The organism is Actinoplanes sp. NPDC023714, assembly GCF_040639855.1.
Lineage (GTDB): Bacteria > Actinomycetota > Actinomycetes > Mycobacteriales > Micromonosporaceae > Actinoplanes.
The window spans coordinates 122,467-141,008 of sequence record NZ_JBFAAR010000014.1 but is presented as its reverse complement, the minus strand read 5'-3'; the positions used below and the strand labels follow the sequence as shown (position 1 = coordinate 141,008).

General features: G+C 70.5%; 24 protein-coding genes and 1 riboswitch. Of the genes, 9 read left to right on the top strand and 15 right to left on the bottom strand.

Annotation, left to right across the window (positions count from 1 at the left end):
• The first annotated feature begins 103 nt into the window (after window positions 1–103).
• Window positions 104–1,024: a GTPase Era gene (gene era, locus AB0G10_RS39740; protein ID WP_360934625.1), complete on the top strand. Its 921-nt coding sequence runs from the start codon at window positions 104–106 to the stop codon at window positions 1,022–1,024.
• Window positions 1,025–1,107: 83 nt separating this feature from the next.
• On the top strand, window positions 1,108–2,166 hold the full coding sequence (locus AB0G10_RS39735; RefSeq protein WP_360934472.1) for an acyltransferase family protein: 1,059 nt from the start codon (window positions 1,108–1,110) through the stop codon (window positions 2,164–2,166).
• Here the strand turns inward: AB0G10_RS39735 and AB0G10_RS39730 are convergent.
• Window positions 2,125–2,889, bottom strand: a complete 765-nt coding sequence (locus AB0G10_RS39730) for a DUF4097 family beta strand repeat-containing protein (RefSeq protein ID WP_360934469.1) — start codon at window positions 2,887–2,889, stop codon at window positions 2,125–2,127. The genes AB0G10_RS39735 and AB0G10_RS39730 overlap by 42 nt on opposite strands.
• A gap of 107 nt (window positions 2,890–2,996) precedes the next feature.
• Between AB0G10_RS39730 and recO the strand changes: the two genes are divergently transcribed.
• The 3 genes from recO to AB0G10_RS39715 are packed head-to-tail and all read left to right on the top strand — an operon-like array spanning window position 2,997 to window position 5,095.
• Complete coding sequence (gene recO / locus AB0G10_RS39725) at window positions 2,997–3,773, top strand: DNA repair protein RecO (RefSeq protein WP_360934466.1); 777 nt, start codon at window positions 2,997–2,999, stop codon at window positions 3,771–3,773.
• Window positions 3,770–4,552, top strand: a complete 783-nt coding sequence (locus AB0G10_RS39720; RefSeq protein WP_360934463.1) for an isoprenyl transferase — start codon at window positions 3,770–3,772, stop codon at window positions 4,550–4,552. Before recO ends, AB0G10_RS39720 begins: the two co-directional genes overlap by 4 nt.
• A gap of 18 nt (window positions 4,553–4,570) precedes the next feature.
• On the top strand, window positions 4,571–5,095 hold the full coding sequence (locus AB0G10_RS39715; protein WP_360934460.1) for a phosphoglycerate mutase family protein: 525 nt from the start codon (window positions 4,571–4,573) through the stop codon (window positions 5,093–5,095).
• Here AB0G10_RS39715 and AB0G10_RS39710 read toward each other — a convergent pair.
• Both AB0G10_RS39710 and AB0G10_RS39705 read right to left on the bottom strand, forming a co-directional pair.
• Window positions 5,064–5,888: an HAD family hydrolase gene (locus AB0G10_RS39710; protein WP_360934457.1), complete on the bottom strand. Its 825-nt coding sequence runs from the start codon at window positions 5,886–5,888 to the stop codon at window positions 5,064–5,066. The two genes, AB0G10_RS39715 and AB0G10_RS39710, sit on opposite strands and share 32 nt — an antisense overlap.
• Entirely contained in the window at window positions 5,885–6,181 is a 297-nt protein-coding gene (locus tag AB0G10_RS39705) for an MTH1187 family thiamine-binding protein (protein WP_360934454.1), read from the bottom strand. The genes AB0G10_RS39710 and AB0G10_RS39705 overlap by 4 nt, the downstream gene beginning before the upstream one ends.
• 111 nt (window positions 6,182–6,292) lie before the next feature.
• Here AB0G10_RS39705 and AB0G10_RS39700 point away from each other — a divergent pair, with 111 nt between their 5' ends.
• Window positions 6,293–6,520 (top strand): type II toxin-antitoxin system VapB family antitoxin, encoded by a 228-nt coding sequence (locus AB0G10_RS39700; protein ID WP_360934451.1) that lies wholly within the window; start codon window positions 6,293–6,295, stop codon window positions 6,518–6,520.
• Window positions 6,517–6,939: a PIN domain-containing protein gene (locus tag AB0G10_RS39695; protein WP_360934448.1), complete on the top strand. Its 423-nt coding sequence runs from the start codon at window positions 6,517–6,519 to the stop codon at window positions 6,937–6,939. Before AB0G10_RS39700 ends, AB0G10_RS39695 begins: the two co-directional genes overlap by 4 nt.
• A gap of 37 nt (window positions 6,940–6,976) precedes the next feature.
• Here AB0G10_RS39695 and AB0G10_RS39690 read toward each other — a convergent pair whose 3' ends face one another.
• The 6 genes from AB0G10_RS39690 to AB0G10_RS39665 all read right to left on the bottom strand — a co-directional run bounded on the left by AB0G10_RS39690 (window position 6,977) and on the right by AB0G10_RS39665 (window position 13,100).
• Complete coding sequence (locus tag AB0G10_RS39690; RefSeq protein WP_360934445.1) at window positions 6,977–7,900, bottom strand: 5,10-methylenetetrahydrofolate reductase; 924 nt, start codon at window positions 7,898–7,900, stop codon at window positions 6,977–6,979.
• Between the two features lie 24 nt (window positions 7,901–7,924).
• Window positions 7,925–8,437 carry a hypothetical protein gene (locus tag AB0G10_RS39685; protein WP_360934442.1) on the bottom strand — a complete coding sequence of 171 codons (513 nt, stop codon included), beginning with the start codon at window positions 8,435–8,437 and terminating at the stop codon, window positions 7,925–7,927.
• The gene (locus AB0G10_RS39680) at window positions 8,434–10,140 is read right to left on the bottom strand and encodes a PHP domain-containing protein (protein ID WP_360934439.1); all 1,707 of its coding nucleotides are present in this window, start codon (window positions 10,138–10,140) and stop codon (window positions 8,434–8,436) included. The genes AB0G10_RS39685 and AB0G10_RS39680 overlap by 4 nt, the downstream gene beginning before the upstream one ends.
• 94 nt (window positions 10,141–10,234) lie before the next feature.
• Window positions 10,235–11,038, bottom strand: coding sequence for an energy-coupling factor transporter transmembrane component T (locus AB0G10_RS39675; RefSeq protein WP_360934436.1), 804 nt, complete (start codon window positions 11,036–11,038; stop codon window positions 10,235–10,237).
• A gap of 37 nt (window positions 11,039–11,075) precedes the next feature.
• Window positions 11,076–12,506: an ABC transporter ATP-binding protein gene (locus AB0G10_RS39670; RefSeq protein ID WP_360934433.1), complete on the bottom strand. Its 1,431-nt coding sequence runs from the start codon at window positions 12,504–12,506 to the stop codon at window positions 11,076–11,078.
• Window positions 12,507–12,509: 3 nt separating this feature from the next.
• Window positions 12,510–13,100, bottom strand: coding sequence for an ECF transporter S component (locus AB0G10_RS39665; RefSeq protein ID WP_360934430.1), 591 nt, complete (start codon window positions 13,098–13,100; stop codon window positions 12,510–12,512).
• 36 nt (window positions 13,101–13,136) lie between these two features.
• Window positions 13,137–13,242: riboswitch (TPP riboswitch) on the bottom strand.
• 10 nt (window positions 13,243–13,252) lie between these two features.
• Between AB0G10_RS39665 and AB0G10_RS39660 the strand changes: the two genes are divergently transcribed.
• Window positions 13,253–14,086 carry an alpha/beta hydrolase gene (locus AB0G10_RS39660; protein ID WP_360934427.1) on the top strand — a complete coding sequence of 278 codons (834 nt, stop codon included), beginning with the start codon at window positions 13,253–13,255 and terminating at the stop codon, window positions 14,084–14,086.
• Between the two features lie 31 nt (window positions 14,087–14,117).
• Window positions 14,118–14,627 carry a DUF6328 family protein gene (locus AB0G10_RS39655; RefSeq protein WP_360934424.1) on the top strand — a complete coding sequence of 170 codons (510 nt, stop codon included), beginning with the start codon at window positions 14,118–14,120 and terminating at the stop codon, window positions 14,625–14,627.
• Here AB0G10_RS39655 and AB0G10_RS39650 read toward each other — a convergent pair.
• From AB0G10_RS39650 to AB0G10_RS39625, 6 genes are read right to left on the bottom strand one after another with little or no spacing between them, the layout of a single operon-like run.
• Window positions 14,560–15,201: a hypothetical protein gene (locus tag AB0G10_RS39650; RefSeq protein WP_360934420.1), complete on the bottom strand. Its 642-nt coding sequence runs from the start codon at window positions 15,199–15,201 to the stop codon at window positions 14,560–14,562. The two genes, AB0G10_RS39655 and AB0G10_RS39650, sit on opposite strands and share 68 nt — an antisense overlap.
• 16 nt (window positions 15,202–15,217) lie before the next feature.
• The gene (locus AB0G10_RS39645; protein WP_360934417.1) at window positions 15,218–15,619 is read right to left on the bottom strand and encodes a transcriptional repressor; all 402 of its coding nucleotides are present in this window, start codon (window positions 15,617–15,619) and stop codon (window positions 15,218–15,220) included.
• Window positions 15,616–15,915 carry a metalloregulator ArsR/SmtB family transcription factor gene (locus AB0G10_RS39640; protein WP_127547046.1) on the bottom strand — a complete coding sequence of 100 codons (300 nt, stop codon included), beginning with the start codon at window positions 15,913–15,915 and terminating at the stop codon, window positions 15,616–15,618. The genes AB0G10_RS39645 and AB0G10_RS39640 overlap by 4 nt, the downstream gene beginning before the upstream one ends.
• Before the next feature lie 30 nt (window positions 15,916–15,945).
• Window positions 15,946–16,809 carry a metal ABC transporter permease gene (locus tag AB0G10_RS39635; RefSeq protein WP_360934412.1) on the bottom strand — a complete coding sequence of 288 codons (864 nt, stop codon included), beginning with the start codon at window positions 16,807–16,809 and terminating at the stop codon, window positions 15,946–15,948.
• On the bottom strand, window positions 16,809–17,594 hold the full coding sequence (locus AB0G10_RS39630) for a metal ABC transporter ATP-binding protein (RefSeq protein ID WP_360934409.1): 786 nt from the start codon (window positions 17,592–17,594) through the stop codon (window positions 16,809–16,811). Before AB0G10_RS39630 ends, AB0G10_RS39635 begins: the two co-directional genes overlap by 1 nt.
• A complete protein-coding gene (locus AB0G10_RS39625; RefSeq protein ID WP_360934407.1) occupies window positions 17,591–18,514 on the bottom strand; it encodes a metal ABC transporter substrate-binding protein in 924 nt (307 codons plus the stop codon). The genes AB0G10_RS39630 and AB0G10_RS39625 overlap by 4 nt, the downstream gene beginning before the upstream one ends.
• Window positions 18,515–18,542 lie beyond the last annotated feature (28 nt).

The following is an 18,542-nucleotide window of genomic DNA, read 5'->3' as shown; positions in this document are numbered from 1 at the left end:
GGGCGCTTCGTCGGGGGAGCGGCCCGCTTCGGTACGCCGTGGACGGCCGTCCGCTTCTGATCAGCGGCCGGAGGCCCGTACCCCGCAGTTTGCTCCGCAGAGAGTGCACCGCCACAAGGCCGCGCGTCCCGATAAGCGGGAGGACGGGGTTTATCGTGCCGGTTTCGCCTGTTTCGTCGGAAGGCCCAACGCCGGCAAGTCGACGCTGACTAACGCGATCGTCGGTCAGAAGATCGCGATCACGTCGAACAAGCCGCAGACCACCCGGCACGTCATCCGCGGCATCCTGCACCGCGAGGACGGGCAGCTCGTGCTGGTCGACACCCCCGGTCTGCACCGGCCGCGCACGTTGCTCGGCGAGCGGCTCAACGACCTGGTCCGCGAGACGTGGAGCGAGGTCGACGTGATCGGCATCTGCTTCCCGGCGGACGAGCCGGTCGGGCGCGGCGACCGGTTCATCTCCTCGGAGATGGCCGAGCTCAAGGCGACCGTGATCGCCGTGGTCACCAAGGTCGACCTGGTCAGCCCGCAGGTGCTGGCCGAGCGGCTGCTCGCGGTCGCGCAGCTGCACGACTTCGCGGAGATCATCCCGGTCAGCGCGGTCTCCGGGCACCAGGTGGAGACGCTGACCGACGTGATCGTCAAGCATCTGCCGGAGTCGCCGCAGCTCTATCCGGACGACGTGCTCACCGACGAGCCGGAGCAGGTGCTGATCGCCGAGCTGATCCGCGAGGCGGCGCTCGAGGGTGTGCGTGACGAGCTGCCGCACTCGATCGCCGTGCTGGTCGAGGAGATGCAGGTCGAAGGCAAGACCACGAAGATCTATGCCGATCTGTACGTGGAACGGCCGAGCCAGAAGTCGATCGTGATCGGGACCCGGGGCGAGCGGCTCAAGCAGGTCGGCTCACAAGCCCGCGTTCACATCGAGGAGCTTCTGGGCAGGAAGGTTTATCTCGATCTTCACGTGCGGGTCGCCAAAGAGTGGCAGCGGGATCCGAAGCAGCTTCGTAAGCTGGGCTTTTGAATCGATAATTAGACATTCTCTGACTATGGGATAATTCACCGGGATTTGCGCTTTTCGGCCGAGCGCGGGTAACACCTTCGGTCATGCGGAACCGGTACCTGGACCTGCTGCGCGCTGTCGCGACCGTGCGGGTCGTGGTCTACCACCTCACCGGGTGGGCGGCGCTGACGGTGGTCTTCCCGGCGATGTCGGTGATGTTCGCCCTGGCCGGGTCGCTGATGGCGGCGTCACTGGACCGCTTCGGCGTCTGGGCGGTGGAGCGCCGGCTGCGGCGTCTGCTGCCGTCCCTGTGGGTGCTCGGCCTGTTGATCGCGGTGCCGGCGATGCTGATCGCCGGCACCCCTTTCGACGTACATCTGCTGCTCTGGGGTTTTCCGCTGGTGGATCCGGAGGCCACGGGTTGGTGGATGCAGTCGCTGAGTCACGCGTGGTATCTGCGGGACTTTCTGTGGTTCGTGCTGCTGTCGCCGCTGCTGTTACCGCTGTTCCGGAGAATTCCTCTCGTCTCGATTCTCATTCCCTATCTCGCTCTGATCGGTTTTGAGATCTTCGATGTGCGGATGCCCGCGGTTCCGCATGATCTGGCGCTGTACGGCGGCGCGTGGCTGCTCGGCTTCGCGCACCACGACGGCCACCTGCGGCGGCTCGGCCGGCGGAAGATTCTGATCATCGCCGCGGCGCTGGCCGTGCCGGGCGCGGCCTGGACGATCACGCATCCGGGACCGCGGGGGTACGACCTCAACGACATCCCGATCGGCAACGCGCTCTGGTCCGCCGCGTTCATCCTGGTGGCGCTCGGCTCGTCGCCGATGGTCCGGGAGCACCGCGCGCTGACCTTCCTGAACGCGCGGGCGCTCACCATCTACCTCTGGCACATCCCGGTCATCGTGGCGGTCACCCAGGTCGGCGAGGCGCACGGCCTGCCGGTCGGCGGCTGGGTCGGCATCACCTGGCGGGCCGCTGTCGTCCTGGTGCTGCTCGGCCTCGTGCTCGCGGCGGCCGGCTGGGTGGAGGACGTGGCGGCCGGCCGGCGGCCGCAGCTCGTGCCCGGCCGCCGGACCAGGATGCCGGTGCCGGTGTCCCCCGCCCCCGCGCCGGCCCTATCTGGTGGTCACGAACAGGTCGCCGCTTCGCGTCCTTAGGTCCAGGACGTTCGTGGCGGCCGGGTCGTTCTTGATGTTCTCGGCGACCGCGTCGCCGCTGCCGGTCTGGGTGTGCACCTGGTAGGCGCCCTCCGGCACCATCAGGTCGAGGTTGCCGCTGTGCACCGAGGCGGTCACCGAGGCCGGCTTGCTGAGGTCGAAGTTCATGTCGCCGGAGGTGGCCTTCGCCTGGATCGGGCCGGCGATCCGCTGGCCGACCACGTTGCCCGAGGTCAGCTCGACCGTGAGGGCCGGCGCGTCGGTCACCATGATGTCGCCCGAGGTCGCCTCGATCTTCACCGGGCCGGTGGCGCTCTCCACCACGAGGTCGCCCGAGGTCATCTTCAGCTCGACGGCGCCGGTCCCGGAGAAGTTCAGGTCGCCGGAGGTCAGGTTGCCCCGGACGCCGACCCCGGCCGGCGCGGCGATCTCGTAGGAGACGTGGCAGTTGCGGCCGCAGTCGGTCGCGATGTTCAGCGTCGTGCCGGTGACCGTGTAGGACGGGCCGGGGTTGCTCGAGCCGCGGACCACCCGCTTGATCCGGGTCTCGGTGGAGCTGCCCGAGGTCAGCACCACGTCACCGCTGGTGCCGGAGAGGACGACGTCGGTGATCTTCGCCCGCTCGGTGTCGTTGAAGGTCATGGTCGCGCCGACCACGCCGTCACAGCCGGCCAGAGCGGCCACCGAGGCGGTGGCGAGGACTAGGGCAACTCTTCGGCTCATGCCCCTGACGCTATTTCTCCTTTTTTGAGGACGCCATCAGTCCACCCCCGGAGGCGACCCTGAGATCCGGGTCAGGGTTTGTCGTAGGCACCGGGCAGAATGGCGGGGTGCCTGCCGGATACCGACGCCACCTCTACCGCGACGACGCGGTGGTCCTGCGTGTGCAGAAACTCGGCGAGAGCGACCGGATCGTCACCCTGCTGACCCGCCGGCACGGCCGGCTGCGCGCGGTGGCCCGCGGCGTCCGGCGCACCTCGTCGCGCTTCGGGGCGCGGCTCGAGCCGTTCGGCCACATCGACCTCCAGCTTGCCGGCTCGCCCGAGGGGGTGGGCTCGTCGCTGCACTCGGTCAGCCAGGTCGAGGCCATCGATCTGTGCGGCAAGAAGCTTCTGGGCGACTACCCGCGCTACACCGCGGCCTCGGCCATCTGCGAGACCGCGGAGCGCCTCACCCCGGTCGAGCGGGAGCCCTCGCTGCGGCTGTTCCAGCTCACCCTCGGCGCGCTCAAGGCCCTCGGCGCCGGGGAGCACGCCGGCAGCCTGGTCCTCGACGCCTACCTGCTGCGCGCCATGGCCTTCGCCGGCTGGGCGCCCGCCGTCGACGAGTGCGCCGTCTGCGGCGACCCGGGGCGGCACGCCGCCTTCGCGGTCCCGGCCGGCGGCGCCGTCTGCCCCGACTGCCGCCCGCCCGGCGCGGCCCACCCCAGCCCCGACACGCTGGGCCTGATGTCCGCGCTGACCTCCGGCGACTGGGTGATCGCCGACTCGTCCGCGCCCTCGGTGCGCCGGGAGTGCAGCGGCCTGGTCGCCGCCCACCTGCAATGGCACATGGAACGAGCGCTGCGATCGCTGCCGCTCGTCGATCGACGGGAGTTGAACCCTTGAGCCCGCGTCCGCCCACTCCGCACATCTCCGGCGCCCGGCCACCCCGGCTGCCGGCCGCCGCCCTGCCGAAACACGTGGCGATCGTCATGGACGGCAACGGCCGCTGGGCCAAGGAGCGGGGGCTGTCCCGGACCAAGGGACACGAGCAGGGCGAATACAGCCTGTTCGACACGATCGAGGGCGCCATCGAGCTCGGTATCCCGTACCTCTCGGCCTATGCCTTCTCCACCGAGAACTGGAAGCGCTCGCCCGAGGAGGTGCGCTTCCTGATGGGCTTCAACCGCGACGTCATCCGCCGCCGCCGTGACCAGCTGGTCGACCTCGGCGTCCGGGTGGTCTGGTCCGGCCGGGCCGGCCGGCTGTGGAAGAGCGTCATCTCCGAGCTGCAGACCGCCGAGGAGATGAGCCGGGGAAACTCGACGCTCACCCTGCAGTTCTGCGTCAACTACGGCGGCCAGGCCGAGATCGCGGACGCCGCCGCGGCGATCGCCCGTGACGTGGCGGCCGGCAAGCTCAAGGCCGACAAGGTCAACGAGAAGACCATCGCGCGCTACCTCTACCACCCGGAGATCCCGGACGTGGACATGTTCCTGCGCCCCTCCGGCGAGCAGCGGACCTCCAACTTCCTGCTCTGGCAGTCGGCCTACGCCGAGATGGTCTACCTCGACACCTTGTGGCCCGACTTCGATCGGCGGCACCTTTGGTATGCGTGCGAGTTGTACGCGCAACGGGACCGCCGGTTCGGGGGTGCGCTGCCGAACCCGGTCAGTCCCACCTGACCCTTCCGGGAGGTCGTCGTGGCCGTCAGGCATCTGTGGCTCATGCGGCACGGTGAGGCCGTGCCCGACCAGTCCGACCTCACGACGGCCGGCCGGCAGCAGGCGGAACTGGCCGGCCTGCGGCTGGCCGGGGTGCCGCTCGAGGCGATCAGCCACAGCCCGAGACCGAGGGCCGTGCGGACCGCGCAGATCCTGGCCCGGCGCTTCCCCGACGTGCCGGTCCGGGAGGCGCCGGAGCTCGACGACCGGGTGCCCACCGACGATCGGGCCACCGCGGCCGCGATGATCACCCGATTCACCGGTCCCGTGGCCGAGGAGAGTCACGAGCTGGTGATCACCCACAACTTCCAGGTGGGTTGGTTCCTGCGTGATGCGTACGCTGCTCCGCCCGAGCGGTTCCGCGTGGTGAACCAGTGCAACGGCGGGCTGACGCTGATCCGCTACCCGGCCGGGCAGGTGCCCCGCGTCATCCTGGTGAACGACGTGTCGCACCTGCCGGTGGAGTTGCGGTTCACGGGTTTTCCGCCGGAGCTGCGTCCCTGAGCCCTCGGGTCGCTTTCCCGGTGTCGCTGAGTCCTCGGATCGTCTTCCCGGCGTCGCTGAGCCCTCGGATCGTCTTTCCGGCGTCGCTGAGGCCTCGGATCGTCTTCCCGGCGTCGCTGAGGCCGGTCAGGGCTCGGATCGCTTTTTCGGCGTCGCTGAGGTCGGGCAGGACGGTGTGCGCGCCCGCGGCGATCAGGTCGGCGGCCGGGGTCGACCCGGTCGCGACGGCCACCGCCACGGCGCCGTTGGCGAGCGCCGCCGTGACGTCGTTGACCGTGTCGCCGATGACGACCGGGTGGAATCTCTCGCCGTACTTCGCCTCGGCCCGCTCCAGGCTGCGGCGTACCAGGTCGGCCCGGACGCTGTCGTCGGTGCCGTACCCGCCCACCTCGGCGTCGAACGCGTCGTCCAGTCCGAAGGCGGTCACCTTGGCCCGGGCGACGGCGGGCACGTTGCCGGTCACCAGCGTCTGCACGACCCCGGGGTCGTCGCCGAGGCGGTTCAGCACCTCGCGGACGCCGGGCATGAGCGCGCCCTGTTCGGCGAACTCGTGCCTGACTTCCAGGACTAATTCGGTATATCTGGCGAAGAATCGCTCGGGCGTGCAGTCGGTGACGCCGTGCGTCGCGAACGTCTCGGCGCAGATGTCCAGATCGGTCCGCCCGCCGAAGATCGGAGTCTCCCGCCAGGGCACCCCGGTCAGCTCGGTGAAGGCGGCCCTCCAGCTGCGCGCCGCCACCCCGCCGCCGCGCAGCAACGTGTAGTCGACGTCCCACATGACCAGCCGCTTCATGCTTGACCCAGCACCCGCTCGATGTGCTCGACCTTCGCGGTGAGCGCGCCGGTGACGCCGGGCCGGACGTCGGCCTTCAGCGACAGGCTGACCCGGGGCGAAACGGCCGCGACGGCGTCGACGGCCTCCTTCACGACGGCCATCACCTCGTCCCACTCGCCCTCGATCGTGGTGAACATGGCATCGGTCCGATGGGGCAGCCCCGAGGCCCGGACGACCCGGACCGCCTCGGCGACGGCGTCCCCCACGGAGTCACCGGTCCCGATCGGGGTGACGGAGAAGGCTACGAGCATGCCGCCATCCTCTCAGGTCATCCCCTTGAGTCGATCTATGCACGCGACTACCCCAGGCGTGAGGCAAGTTGTCCCGCGCGAGATTCTTATCCTGGAAGGGAGCGTGAGCGCATGGAGGCCACCGTGATGGAGAGCCCGATCGAGATCGACAGCCAGGCTTTGCTCGAGGCTGCGCAGGTGCTCGGCACGAAGACTGCCAGCGACACGGTCAACGCCGCGTTGCGCGAGGTCGTCGCGGTTCAGCGACGGCTCGAGGCATTCGATCGGCTCGCTGAGAAGGGTCGTGCCGGCCAGTTCGATGAGTTGCTGGACAAGCAGAACTATCGGCCGCGGCCATGACCGAGCGATATCTCGTGGACACCAGCGCCTTGGTTCGGCTCGCCCGCGACCAGGATCTCCACGACAGGTGGCGTGGTCGGATGGCAGCCGGAGTTCTGTCTGTCTGCCCGATCACCGAGCTGGAGATCTTCTATACCGCGAGATCGCTCCACGACCGGAGAGACCTCGAAATCATGATGCTGGGCAGGTATGCCTGGACGCTGGTTCCCGATGTCGTTTTCGCGCGCGCCAGGGAGGTCCAAGAACTCCTGACCGAGAGAGGCGCGCACCGTTCCGCCGGCGTCATCGATCTGCTGCTGGCCGCGACTGCAGAGGCCCTCGGGTTGACGATTCTGCACTATGACCGTGATTTTTTGCAGGTCTCCGCGGTCACCGGGCAGCCGACCTGTTGGGTCGCCGATCCGGGGAGCGTCGACTGACGGATGAGAGGATCCGGGGTGGCCGGATCCTGGCGGATCAGTGGCGGCGGTGGTGGAGCAGCTCGGCTATCTCGGCTGCCAGGTCGGTTGTGGCTTCGATCTCGGTTTTGCGGATGGAGACGTTCTCCACGTTGAAGCCGTAGGGGATGCCCAGGTGCTCGCAGAAGTCGATGAGGTCCCGGGCTATCGCGATGCACTGGCGGTACGACTCGGCCAGCGGGTCCTCGGCGTGGCGGAGGGAGTTCTGCAGCCAGCGGGGGACGTCCACGCCCAGCCAGGCCAGGAACTCGAGGGTCTTGAGGGAGCCGCAGAGGGAGAGGGTGAAGATGACCGTCCTCGGTTCCACGCCCAGTTGGCGGCAGGCGTAGTAGTAGTCCGACAGCAGGTTCTTGGTCTCGTTGACGTGGTAGACGACCTGGGAGACGAAGAAGCCGGCGCCGCGCTCCTGCTTCGCGAGCATGCGGAGGTGCTCGTCGTTGCGTTCGCCGATCACCACGGCGCCGAGGGGCAGCTCAGGTCGTACCTCTGCTCGCAGAGCTTGGGCCTCGCGCAGGTTGGTTCGCACGGTCTTGCCTCCGGAGGAGGCACCGACGAAGACGCTGAGGACCTGGTCGTCGACGCCCGACATCCAGGCGCGGAGGTCGTCGGCGGAATACTTGCCGACGCAGCGGTAGATGACGACCGGCTTGTTCCAGCCGGTCAGGTGGTCGGCGTAGTAGCGGGCCGGGTCGAGGGTCTCCGAGAACGGGAACGGGCGCTCGTCCGGGTTGCGGTCCGACTCGTCGTCGATGTCGTAGAGGATCAGGCCGTCCAGGTCGAGGCCGCTCAGGCGGTCCAGGGTGACCTTGGCGATCTCGGCGACCCGCTCCTCGGCGGTGCTGCGCCGGGGCGGCGTGATGCTGAAGAGCAGCACGCCGCTGCGCGTCTCGGCCAGCAGGTGGGGCAGGCGGGGGCGAGTCATACCCCCACATTAGGGAACCGCGGATCAGTGCCCGGCACAACAGGGGGTCGGATCCCGCCTTTCGAACGGCACCAGCCTGCCGCCGGCCGCCGGGGTGGTGACCAGGACGAGTTCGCCGCCGCGGAACTGGGGGCGGACGAAATCGCACGTGTCGACCAGGGTGTCCGGATCGGCGGGGCCGCTGCCGAGGACCTCGACCCGGGAGATGGAGCTGCGCTGGAGGATCTCGCTGACCGTGAGCTCGCCGGTCAGGCGCTCGACGCCGGGGAAGCGCACGGCCCGGCCGGTCTGCCCGGCCGCGGCGGCGTCGGCGGCCGGCCGCAGATCGGGCGCGGTCGCGACCGCGGTGACCGTGAGCAGGCTGATCGCGACGTGCGGGAACGGGGTGGCGACCAGGTGGGTGCAGGCCAGGACCGGGGCCGGCGAGAGCCCGCCGATCCAGTGGTCGGCCTCGGCGAGCGTCGCATGGCCGAAGCTAACCCCGACGATGCGAGCGGCGCCGGCCGCCGAGGCGGCCGGCGCTACGGAGGATGTCATCGGGGCAGGACCCAGATGGGGTTGGTGTAGAACCACAGGTCACCCCAGGGGTCGGCCGAGCCGACCACGTCGAGCTGGGGACCGTACGGGTCGACAGCGGTGCCCATGAGACCGGGCTGGGTGCGGTTGCCGTCGGTGCCGCGCACCCGGAGGTAGAACGGCTTGTCGAGGCGCCCCAGGTGGTAGGTGAAGGACACCTTGCCGCTGGTCTTGGAGATCTCGAACGACTTGACCACCCTGGTGTTCGGGGTGGTGAAGGTGTCCCGGTCCGAGACCGGCCCGGTGACCGTGCCGGCGATGACGTCGACCCGCTTCAGGACCGGGATGAAGCCGGCCCAGTTCGGGATGTCCTGGAGGTCGATCTCGAGGGTCAGCTCGGTCGCGGTGCCGCGCTTGACCTGGAGCACGCCACCGAGCGGGGTGCCGGTGTGCCCGCGGCGGTCGCCGGCCACCCGGACCTGGGCGTCCAGGCCCTTGATGAGACGGCCGTGGTCGACCCAGACGCGGCCGGCGCGCAGACCGTCGACGACGGCCTTGTAGGCGAACGACGACGCGCCCACGTTGGTCCGGCCGTAGAAGCCCGGCCAGAAGTCGCCGGCCTGGGTGTTGACCGTGCCGGTGTAGACCGGGTCGTTGTACTTGCCGTTGGCGTTGAAGTCGCTGCCCGGGCCGCGCTCGGTCTGGTCCAGGTAGTTGACGTGGCTGTCCGAGTTCACGGTGATCCACCACGCCTTGCCCTCGGCGAGCAGGCTGTCCCAGAGGCCGCCGACCGTGGCGGTCATCCAGTCGAAGCCGCCCCAGGTGCGGTAGCTCTCCAGCGGGTAGAGCGGGAACGACGCGGCCGACGGGTTGTTGTCGTAGTAGCCGCGGGCGCCGCCACGGCCGTTCGGGGCCGGGATGCCGGCGGCCTGGTGACCGGGGGCGCCCTCGAAGCCGACCGCGACGGTCGGGTCGGCGTCGCGCCAGCCGCGGATCTCGTGCGGCGAGTCGATGCCGCGCCGCGCCGGGTGGTTCGCGAAGAACAGCGCGCCGTCGATCTTGCGCTTCTTCACCTGCTCGCCGAGGAACTTGATGCCGGCGATCGCCAGCGCCTCGTTCTGGGCGGCGGTGTTGGTGGCCGGGACGAACGTGCCGTCGTACGCGTTCTCGAACTGCTTGAGAACCTCGACCTCGTTCTTCGAGGGCGTCACGAAGACGGTCGCGTGCTCGGCGGCCGGGATGTTCCACTCCAGACCCTGGAAGGTGAGCAGCCCCTTGAGCTGCTCCCGGGTCTTCCGGATGTCCGGGTTGACCTTCTCCACACCGATCTTGGCGTGGGCGGCGCTGCCGTGGTCGGTGATGACCAGCCAGTCCAGGCCGTACGCGTGGCCCTTCTGCGCCTGGTCGAGCACCCGGTACTGGGCGTCCGAGCTGTACTGGGTGTGGATGTGGTGGTCGCCCGCGAGCCACTGGAACGAGCCCTTACCGGTTCCGCCGCCCTTCGGGGCGTGCGTGTGCGGCAGGCCGGCGGCGGCAGCGGCGCCCGGGTGGGCGAGGACGGAGGCGGCCGCGCCGGCGCCGAGCAGGCCCGCGCCGAGCAGGAACCGGCGGCGGGTGGCGTCGCCGGGGGAGAGTTCGGACTCCGGAACGCTCAGGTCGAGCGCCTCGGGGACGTCAGCCCTGGTCGCGTCGGAAGAATGAGTGTGGTCGTGGCCGTGACCCATGTGGTGAACTCCTACGAAAGATCGTTGAGTGCACCTCACCCTCGTCCGATCAGGACAACTTCCGTTGTCGATCTCGTGACGGCCGGTGGAACGGTCAGCCGACAACCGGCTCGAAGAAGCCGAGCAGCACGGACGCGGTCAGGATCGCGGCGGAGGCGGCGATCGCGGCCACCACCAGGGCGGTGTCGGCCCCGGTGAAGTGCTGGCGGCGGGCGTACGTCCGGGGCGTGGCCGCGTCGAACCCGCGGGCGTCCATCGCGACGGCGAGCCGGACGCCGCGCCGCAGCGCGCCGACGACCAGCGCGAACGCCGTCGAGACGAAGAGCCGCAGCTTCGCGACCGGGTTGCGGCCCGCGTCGACGCCGCGTGCCCGGCGGGCCAGGGTGAGCGTCCGCCACTCGTCGGCGAGCAGCGGGAGCAGCCGGAACGCGGCGAGCGCGCCGATCGCGAACCGGGCCGGGGCCTTCGCGTTCTGCACGAGCGCGTCGGCCAGGTCGGTGGGGTCGGTCGTGGCGAAGACGACGATGCCGGGCAGTGCCACCGCGAAGAGGCGCAGGATCAGGCCGGTCGCGCCGGCGAGCACCCCGGTCGTCACGTCGAACGGGCCGGCCGAGAAGAGCAGGGCGCCGCTGCGGTCGGCCGCGAACATGGTCATCGCGACGAGCACGCCGGCGGCCGCGAAGAGCAGCGGCGCGGCCCGCTTGGCGAGGTGCCGGAAGCGCACGCCGAAGAACGGCAGCAGGACCAGTTCGACCAGCAGCGCCACGGCCGGGGTGAACGGGTCGACCGTGGCGATCAGCGGCAGCGAGAAGAGCAGCGCGGCGCCGAGCTTCGCGACCGGGTTGCGGCGGGCCAGCGGCGCCGAGGGGTCGGCGATCGGCTCCAGGGCGAGGGTCATGCGCACGTCCCGGGAGCGGAGAGGAGAGGGAGCCGGGTCACGGGCGGACCCTCCGGGGGAGCGGGTCGGGGTCGGGCTCGCCGAGGGGGACGGTGCGATCGGCGAGGGTACGCACGAACGCGTCGTCGTGGGTGACCGCGACGATGCCGTGGCCGGCCGTGCGCAGCTCCGCCAGCAGAGTGATCAGTTCCAGCCACGTACGCCGGTCCTGGCCGAACGTCGGCTCGTCCAGCACGAGCAGCCGGGGCGCGGTGGCGAGGGCCGTCGCGACGCTGAGGCGGCGTGCCTCACCGCCGGAGAGCGTGTAGGGGTTGGCCTCCGCGAGCCGGTCGAGCCGCAGGCGTTGCAGCAGCTCGTCGACGATGGCCCGGATCTCGGCGGGGGACCGGCCGATCCGGCGGGGCCCGAGCGCGAGCTCGTCGGCGACCCGGCCGGTGACGAACTGGTGCTCCGGGTTCTGGAAGACCGACCCGATCCGCTGGGTCAGCGTGGCGGCCCGCCACCGGTGCGGCGGCCGCTTGTCGCCGAACGCCATGATCCGCCCGGAGGTGGGCGCGAGCAGCCCGCCCAGCAGCAGCGCGAGGGTGGACTTGCCGGCGCCGTTGGGCCCGGTCACGGCCAGCACCTCGGCCTCGCCCGCGGCGATCGAAACCGGTCGGAGGCGGCCTTGGACAGCCACGTGCTCCGCCCGTACGAAAGAAGAACTTGACCGTGAAGTGGCCTTGACCGGCGCGAAGCTGAAGCCCGGCACCCAGACCCCCTCCTCCGCCAGTTTGTCGCCGTAGGCGGCGAAGACCAGCTCGGGAGTGCCGTCGGCGCGCACCCCGCCACCCGGCTCCAGAACCACGACCCGATCGACGAGCGGCAGCGCCTCGGCGACCCGGTGCTCCACGACAATCATGGTCGTTTCCGGACCCGTGGCGTTCGTGATCCCCTCCCGGACGAGGTCCGCGCCGGCCGGATCGAGGTTGGCGGTGGGCTCGTCGAGGAGCAGCAGGCCGGGGCGCAGGGCCAGCACGCCGGCGAGCGCGAGGCGCTGCGCCTCACCGCCGGAGAGCGCCGCCGTGGAGCGATTGATCGGGTACGGGAAGCCGACGCGATCGAGCACGTCGCTGACCCGGGGCCAGATCTCGGCGGCCGGCACACCCCGGTTCTCCAGGCCGAACGCCACGTCGTCGCCGCTGCGGGCCATCACGAGCTGGGTCTGCGGATCCTGGAAGACGATGCCGACCGCGTCCCGGGCCTTCGCCGGGTCGAGCCCGTCGATCTCGATGGTGCCCTCGGACTGACCAGAATCGGACGGCAGCAGGCCAGCCAGCGCGGCGAGCAGGGTGCTCTTGCCGGCCCCCGAGGGACCGAGCAGCAGCACCCGCTCGCCGTGCCGGACGTGCAGGTCGAGCCCGCGGACCGCCCAGGCGCGGCGCCCGGCGTGCCGCCACCCGAATCCGCGGAGCTGAACCTCACTCATAGCTCAGATGAGTGCCCTGTCGCGGCCCGCTCCGAACCGGTCCAGGACGCCGGTCGGCGCGAGCGCCCGGACCAGTGCCCAGCTGCCCAGGCCCGCGATGATCACGCTGCTCACCACGGTGAAGGCGGCGTAGGGGATGCGGTAGCTGCCGAGCGCGTACTCCGAGTTCCAGACGACGAAGTCGAAGATCGCCGCGCTCAGGCCGGTCAGCGCGCCGGCGAGCAGGGCGGCCGGCAGCTTCCAGGAGTGGTAGCGCAGGGCCGCGAACGCCAGCTCGGCGCCGAGCCCCTGGCAGAGGCCCTGGACGATGACCGTGCCGCCCCACTGGTTGCCGAGCAGCGCCGAGATGATCGCCGCGACGGTCTCGGTGTAGAGGGACGCGCCGGGCTTGCGGATGATCAGCCCGGAGAGGACGGCCGGCATCAGCCAGATGCCGTAGAGGATCGCCTGGGCCGGCGGGAAGAACGCGAACGCGCTCTCGGTGACGCTCCAGACCGTGCCCCAGGCCCAGAAGATCACGCCGAAGGCCACGGCGATGACGGAGGCGATCACGATGTCTATCGTGCGCCAGCGGTGGTTGTTGTCGTTTTTCATGACGCCTCCCAGCGGTCACCGGGAAGAGACGCGTGCATAGAGAAGAGACCGAGCTTCCTGCGCTGGCATTACCCAGATCAGGTACTAGGGTCTGCGGCTTTTCGCCGCACTCTCAGCGCTGTGCGCTCCCCTGTCGGATTACATTTGCTCGGATGAACCTAACACGGACGGAAATCAAGGCTCGTGGGCTGACCTTCGAGATCTCCGAGAGCGGACCCGCTGACGGTGAGCCCGTCCTTCTGCTGCACGGTTTTCCTCAGGACAATCGGGAATTCGAGCGGATCATCCCGATTCTGAATGAGGCGGGACTGCGCACCTACGCGCTCAATCAGCGCGGCTACTCACCCGGCGCCCGGCCGCGGGACGTCGAGGCCTACCGGCTGCGGGAAGCGGTCGCCGACGCGCTCGCGGTCCTCGACGAGCTCGGCGTCGAGCGCGCCCACGTGGTCGGCCACGACTGGGGCGCGCAGGTCGGCTGGCTGCTCGCGGCGAATCACCCGGAGCGCCTGCGGACGCTCACCGCCGTCTCCGTGCCGCACCCCCGCGCGCTGCTGCTCGCCCTGCGGGTGCGGACCTCGCAGAAGGCGCGCCTCGCGTACTTCGAGGTGTTCCGCTCGGCGCGGGCCGAGCGCCTGCTGCTGGCCCGGGACGCCATGGTGCTGCGCTGGATGCTGCGGCCGCTCGTGGCCGAGCGGGTGCAGCGGTACGTCGACGCCGCCCGCGAGCCGGGCCGGCTGACCGGAGGCCTCAACTGGTACCGGGCGTTCTCCTCGGATCAGATCGCGAAGACCGGGGTGATCACCGTGCCGACCACCTATGTGTGGAGCGACAGGGACGGCGTGGTCGGGCTCACCGCGGCGTTGCGGACCGCCGACTGGGTCTCCGCCGACTACCAGCTCTGGGCGATGCGGGGCGTCAGCCACTGGGTTCCGGAGGAGGCGCCGCGTGAGCTCGCCGACGCGGTCCTGGCACGTATCGGCGTTTGACCATGCCCGCCAGTGGGAACGCTGGCGCGTCATGGCGGTCGATACACCATCCCCTCGCAAAAAAGAGTCCGAGAAGGAGCGCTGGGACCGCAACTTCGCGGACCTGCTCCAGGAACTGCGCGTCGCTCAGACCGGCGTGCAGATCCTCTTCGCCTTCCTGCTCACCCTCCCGTTCAGCAACGGATTCCCGAAGGCCACCGAGTTCCAGCGCGACACGTACATCGTCGCCCTGATCAGCGCCGCCTTCGCCACCGCGATGATCATCTCGCCGGTGGCGTTCCACCGTGCGCTGTTCCGGCAGGGCCGCAAGCCCGAGCTGGTCCGGTACGCGCACCGGATGGCCAGCGGCGGCCTCGGCTTCATGCTCATCTCGATGGTCAGCAGCGTCCTGCTGATCACCGACTACGTGCTGGACTGGAAGTGGGCGATCCCGCTCACCGTGATCACCGGTCTCTGGTTCCTGTCGCTCTGGGTCATCCTGCCGCTGGCGCACCGCGACTGGGGCGAGGACGAGGAGTCCGCCGAAGCCCGAGACTCCTGAGCTCCAGCTCGGCCAGCGCATCCACCGCTTCGTCGTCGCCGGCCCGCCAGCTCTGCGCGATGTCCGGGCCCAGCCTGGTCAGCTCGCTGAGCGGCCGGCCGGCGAGAGCGCGCAGCGCCAGCAGGTCACGGCCGGCCGGGTCGTCGCGGACCGCGGCGGCCACGCCGGCCCGCCGCATCCAGCGCAGGCGCAGCGGCAGCCAGAGGAGCAGGACCAGGGCGATCGGCACCGAGATCGCGATGGCCGGGAGGATCATCGCGAGCTGGCCGACCAGATCCTGCTGCTGCTGGCCGGCGTCGGCGATCGAGCGGGCCGCGTCGGCGGCGCCGGTGAACGGCTTCGTCAGGTCGTCGCCGACGACCGGCACCCGGCCCACCTTGCCGCCCGCGTCGGCCAGGTTGTCGGCGATGCCGGCGCCGGCGCTCTCCAGCTTCTGACCGGGGACGGCCAGCTTCTCCACGGTGTCGTGGATCCAGAGGGCGACGCGGATCCAGAGATAGATCCAGAGGACGACGAGGATGTCGGTGAGGAGCTGGCGGATCGCGGTGGGGAGCCGGTCGGCGTAGAGCTTCACAGGGGAAGCTTGGCAGCTACCCCTTCTTGGCGCATTCCTCGCACGTCCCGAAGATCTCCAACGTGTGCGACACGTCCACGAAGCCGTGCTGGCCCGCCACCTTCTCGGCCCAGGACTCCACGGCCGGGCCGGCCACCTCGACGGTCCGGCCGCACGACCGGCACACCAGGTGGTGGTGGTGTCCCTGGCTGCAGCGGCGGTAGAGGTGCTCCCCGCCCGGCGGGCGCATCACGTCGATCTCGCCGGCGTCGGCGAGGCCCTGCAGTGTCCGGTACACCGTGGTCAGCCCGACCCGCTCGCCCCGGTCACGCAGCATCGCGTGCAGATCCTGTGCGCTGTGGAAGCCCTCGGTCTCGGCGAGGACGGCGCTGACGGCGCTGCGCTGCTTGGTGTTTCGCTGGGTCGTTTCGGGGTTCACAGTCGGCTCTCCCTGGCATGGCTGACCGCGTCGGCGACGATGTGGGCGACGTGTTCGTCCACCAGGGAGTATGCGATCTCCCGGCCCTGCCGGACACCCCGCACCACGCCCGCGCCGCGCAGGACCCGCAGGTGCTGGGAGACCAGGGGCTGAGGGGCGCCCAGTTTCTCCACGAGGTCGTGCACGCAGCGCTCGCCGGCGCCAAGTTCGACCACGATGGCCACACGGATGGGCGCGGAGAGGGCCCGCAACAGCGCCCCCGCCGACTCGTACGCTTCATAACCGGTGGTCGTCATGGCTGCGACCACCGTACAGCGGTCTCCGGCTCAACCATGCAACACGACGTCCGGAGGTTCCGCGGCCACCGGCGGGTGGGATCGCCGGATGAGGGCCCGCCGCACCGCCGCGGCGAGTGTCGCGCCGAGGAAGGCGACCAGGGCGAGGAGCACCGTGGTGGCGCCGGGGGCGGTGTCCGCCTCGGCCGAGACCACGATGCCGGCGCCGGCCGCGGCCACGCCGATCAGCATGGCGGCCGCCATGGTCGTGCGGAAACCGCGGGTGACCTGCTGGGCGGCCGCGACCGGCACCACCATCAGGGCCGAGACGAGCAGCAGGCCCACCGTACGCATCGCGATCGTCACGGTCACCGCGGTCACCACCGCGAGCAGGATGTTCAGGGTCCGCACCGGGAGGCCGCTGACCCGCGCGTACTCCTCGTCGTTGCAGAGCGCGAAGAGGGCCGGCCGCAGCGCGAGCATGGCGACCAGCACGGCCGCGCCGAGCCCGCCGATCACCACGAGGTCCTGCGGCGAGGTGGTGAGCAGCGACCCGAAGAGGTACTGCATCAGGTTCGAGTTGCCGTTGTCGGAGAGGCCCACCAGGACCACGCCGCCGGCGATGCCGCCGTAGAAGAGCAGGGCCAGCGCCAGGTCGCCGGAGGTGCGGCCGCGCTCGCGGATCAGCTCGACGCCGACCGCGCCGATCGTGGCGACCACCACGGCGGCCAGCACCGGCGAGTTGTTCGTGAGCAGCCCGACCCCGACGCCGGTGAGCGCCACGTGACCGATGCCGTCGCCGATCAGGGACAGCCGGCGCTGCACCAGATAGATCCCGAGCGCCGGGGCGACCAGGCCGATGATCAGGGCGCCGGCCAGGGCACGCAGCATGAAGGGATAGGTCAAGAGCTCCATCAGTACGCCTTCGTCCCCTCGGTGGGCGCCCACTCGCAGATCCCGGCCTTGACCTCGTCGGCGTGCGGATGGACGTGGTCGTGCCCCGGTTCGGCGTGGTGCCCGGCCGGTTCGGGAGGCGTTCCCTCGTACGCGATGCGGCCGTCATGGACGACCACCCCGCGCCCGATCAGGGGCCGCAGGGGTCCCAGCTCGTGCAGGACCAGCATGATCGAGCCGCCGGAGGCGGCGAAGCGGGTGAGCGCCGCCGCGAAGGCCTCCTGGCTCGCCGCGTCGACGCCCGCCGTCGGCTCGTCCAGCACCAGCAGATCCGGCTTGCCGGCCAGCGCCCGGGCGATCAGCGTGCGCTGCTGCTGGCCGCCGGAGAGGGTGGACACCGGGTCGCCGATCCGGTCCAGCAGGCCGACGTCGCCGAGCGCCTCGCGGACGGCGGCCTTGTCGGCCGCGCCGGGGAAGCGGAAGATCCCGCGACGGGCCAGCCGGCCGGACGCCACCACCTCACCGACGGTCGCGGGCACCCCGCTGCCGGCGCCGAGACGCTGAGGCACGTACCCGATGCGCTCCCACTGCCGGAACCGGCGCTGCGGCGTCCCGAAGAGGTCGATCTCGCCGCGCCGGAGGGGCACCAGGCCGAGGACGGTACGGATCAGCGTGGACTTGCCGGATCCGTTGGCGCCGAGCACCGCCACCACGTCACCGGCGGCGACGCTCAGCGAGACGTCACTGAGGATCTCCCGGCCGTCGTAGCCGGCCGCCGCGTGCCGTACCTCGACCACGTTCGTCATGAGTCACATCCGAGTGCTGTGGTGAGCGCCGTCAGGTTGGCCCGCATCACCGAGAAGTAGTCCGCATTCTCGTCGGTCAGGCCCTCGAGCGGGTCGAGCACCGCCGTCTGCGCCCCGACTTCGCGGGCCAGGGTCTCGGCGACCTTCGGGCTGACCAGCGTCTCGAAGAAGATCGTGGTGGCGCCGTGCTCCTTGGCCTCCTCGGCGACCGCGGCGAGCCGCTGCGGCGACGGCTCGGCCTCCGGGTCGATGCCGGTGATGCCGATCTGGGTGAGGCCGTAGCGGTCGGCCAGGTAGTGGAAGGCGGTGTGGCTGGTGACGAGCTCATGGCGCTCGCAGCTCTCGAGGCCGCTGGTGAACTCGCCGTCCAGGGTCTTCAGCTCGGTGCTGAGGGCGGCGGCGCGGGTGGTGAAGGCGTCCTTGTTCGCCGGATCGGCCTCGCCCAGCTTCGCGGCGACCGCCTCGGCCACCGTGGCGAGCCGGGTCGGGTCGAGCCAGAAGTGCGGGTCGGTGCCGCTCGCGCTCTCCTCGGCGTGCTCCGCCTCGCCCTCGTGGGCGTGCTCGTCGGCCTCCGACGCCGCCAGCAGCTTGATCGACGACGCCGCGTCGAACGCGTGGTCGCCGCCGTTCTGCTTGACCGCGTCGTCCACGGCCGGCTGGAAGCCGCTCAGGTAGACCACCAGGTCGGCATCGGTGATCTCGCCCACCTGGCGGGCGTTGAGCTCGACGTCGTGCGGCTCGGCGCCCGGCTTGGTGAGATTGCTGACGCTGACCACGTCACCTCCGACCCGCTCGCTGACGAACTGCAGCGGGTAGAACGCGGTGACGACGGAAAGCTTCCCGCCGCCCCCGGCTTCTTGTTGTCCGCAGCCGGTCAGGGCGACCAGGAGGAGCAGGGCGGGGGCGAGGCGGCGCATCATGCCATCAACTGTCGTCGACAATGACAAT

Coding starts and splice junctions, on each gene's coding strand:
- AB0G10_RS39630 (WP_360934409.1), bottom strand. CDS start 17,594: ATGACGAACGTGGTCGAGGTACGGCACGCGGCGGCCGGCTACGACGGC.
- AB0G10_RS39625 (WP_360934407.1), bottom strand. CDS start 18,514: ATGATGCGCCGCCTCGCCCCCGCCCTGCTCCTCCTGGTCGCCCTGACC.
- AB0G10_RS39690 (WP_360934445.1), bottom strand. CDS start 7,900: ATGACTCGCCCCCGCCTGCCCCACCTGCTGGCCGAGACGCGCAGCGGC.
- AB0G10_RS39655 (WP_360934424.1), top strand. CDS start 14,118: ATGGCGGTCGATACACCATCCCCTCGCAAAAAAGAGTCCGAGAAGGAG.
- AB0G10_RS39685 (WP_360934442.1), bottom strand. CDS start 8,437: ATGACATCCTCCGTAGCGCCGGCCGCCTCGGCGGCCGGCGCCGCTCGC.
- AB0G10_RS39710 (WP_360934457.1), bottom strand. CDS start 5,888: ATGAAGCGGCTGGTCATGTGGGACGTCGACTACACGTTGCTGCGCGGC.
- AB0G10_RS39665 (WP_360934430.1), bottom strand. CDS start 13,100: ATGAAAAACGACAACAACCACCGCTGGCGCACGATAGACATCGTGATC.
- AB0G10_RS39695 (WP_360934448.1), top strand. CDS start 6,517: ATGACCGAGCGATATCTCGTGGACACCAGCGCCTTGGTTCGGCTCGCC.
- AB0G10_RS39670 (WP_360934433.1), bottom strand. CDS start 12,506: ATGAGTGAGGTTCAGCTCCGCGGATTCGGGTGGCGGCACGCCGGGCGC.
- AB0G10_RS39660 (WP_360934427.1), top strand. CDS start 13,253: ATGAACCTAACACGGACGGAAATCAAGGCTCGTGGGCTGACCTTCGAG.
- AB0G10_RS39735 (WP_360934472.1), top strand. CDS start 1,108: ATGCGGAACCGGTACCTGGACCTGCTGCGCGCTGTCGCGACCGTGCGG.
- AB0G10_RS39705 (WP_360934454.1), bottom strand. CDS start 6,181: ATGCTCGTAGCCTTCTCCGTCACCCCGATCGGGACCGGTGACTCCGTG.
- AB0G10_RS39640 (WP_127547046.1), bottom strand. CDS start 15,915: ATGACGACCACCGGTTATGAAGCGTACGAGTCGGCGGGGGCGCTGTTG.
- AB0G10_RS39700 (WP_360934451.1), top strand. CDS start 6,293: ATGGAGGCCACCGTGATGGAGAGCCCGATCGAGATCGACAGCCAGGCT.
- AB0G10_RS39675 (WP_360934436.1), bottom strand. CDS start 11,038: ATGACCCTCGCCCTGGAGCCGATCGCCGACCCCTCGGCGCCGCTGGCC.
- AB0G10_RS39635 (WP_360934412.1), bottom strand. CDS start 16,809: ATGGAGCTCTTGACCTATCCCTTCATGCTGCGTGCCCTGGCCGGCGCC.
- AB0G10_RS39730 (WP_360934469.1), bottom strand. CDS start 2,889: ATGAGCCGAAGAGTTGCCCTAGTCCTCGCCACCGCCTCGGTGGCCGCT.
- AB0G10_RS39680 (WP_360934439.1), bottom strand. CDS start 10,140: ATGGGTCACGGCCACGACCACACTCATTCTTCCGACGCGACCAGGGCT.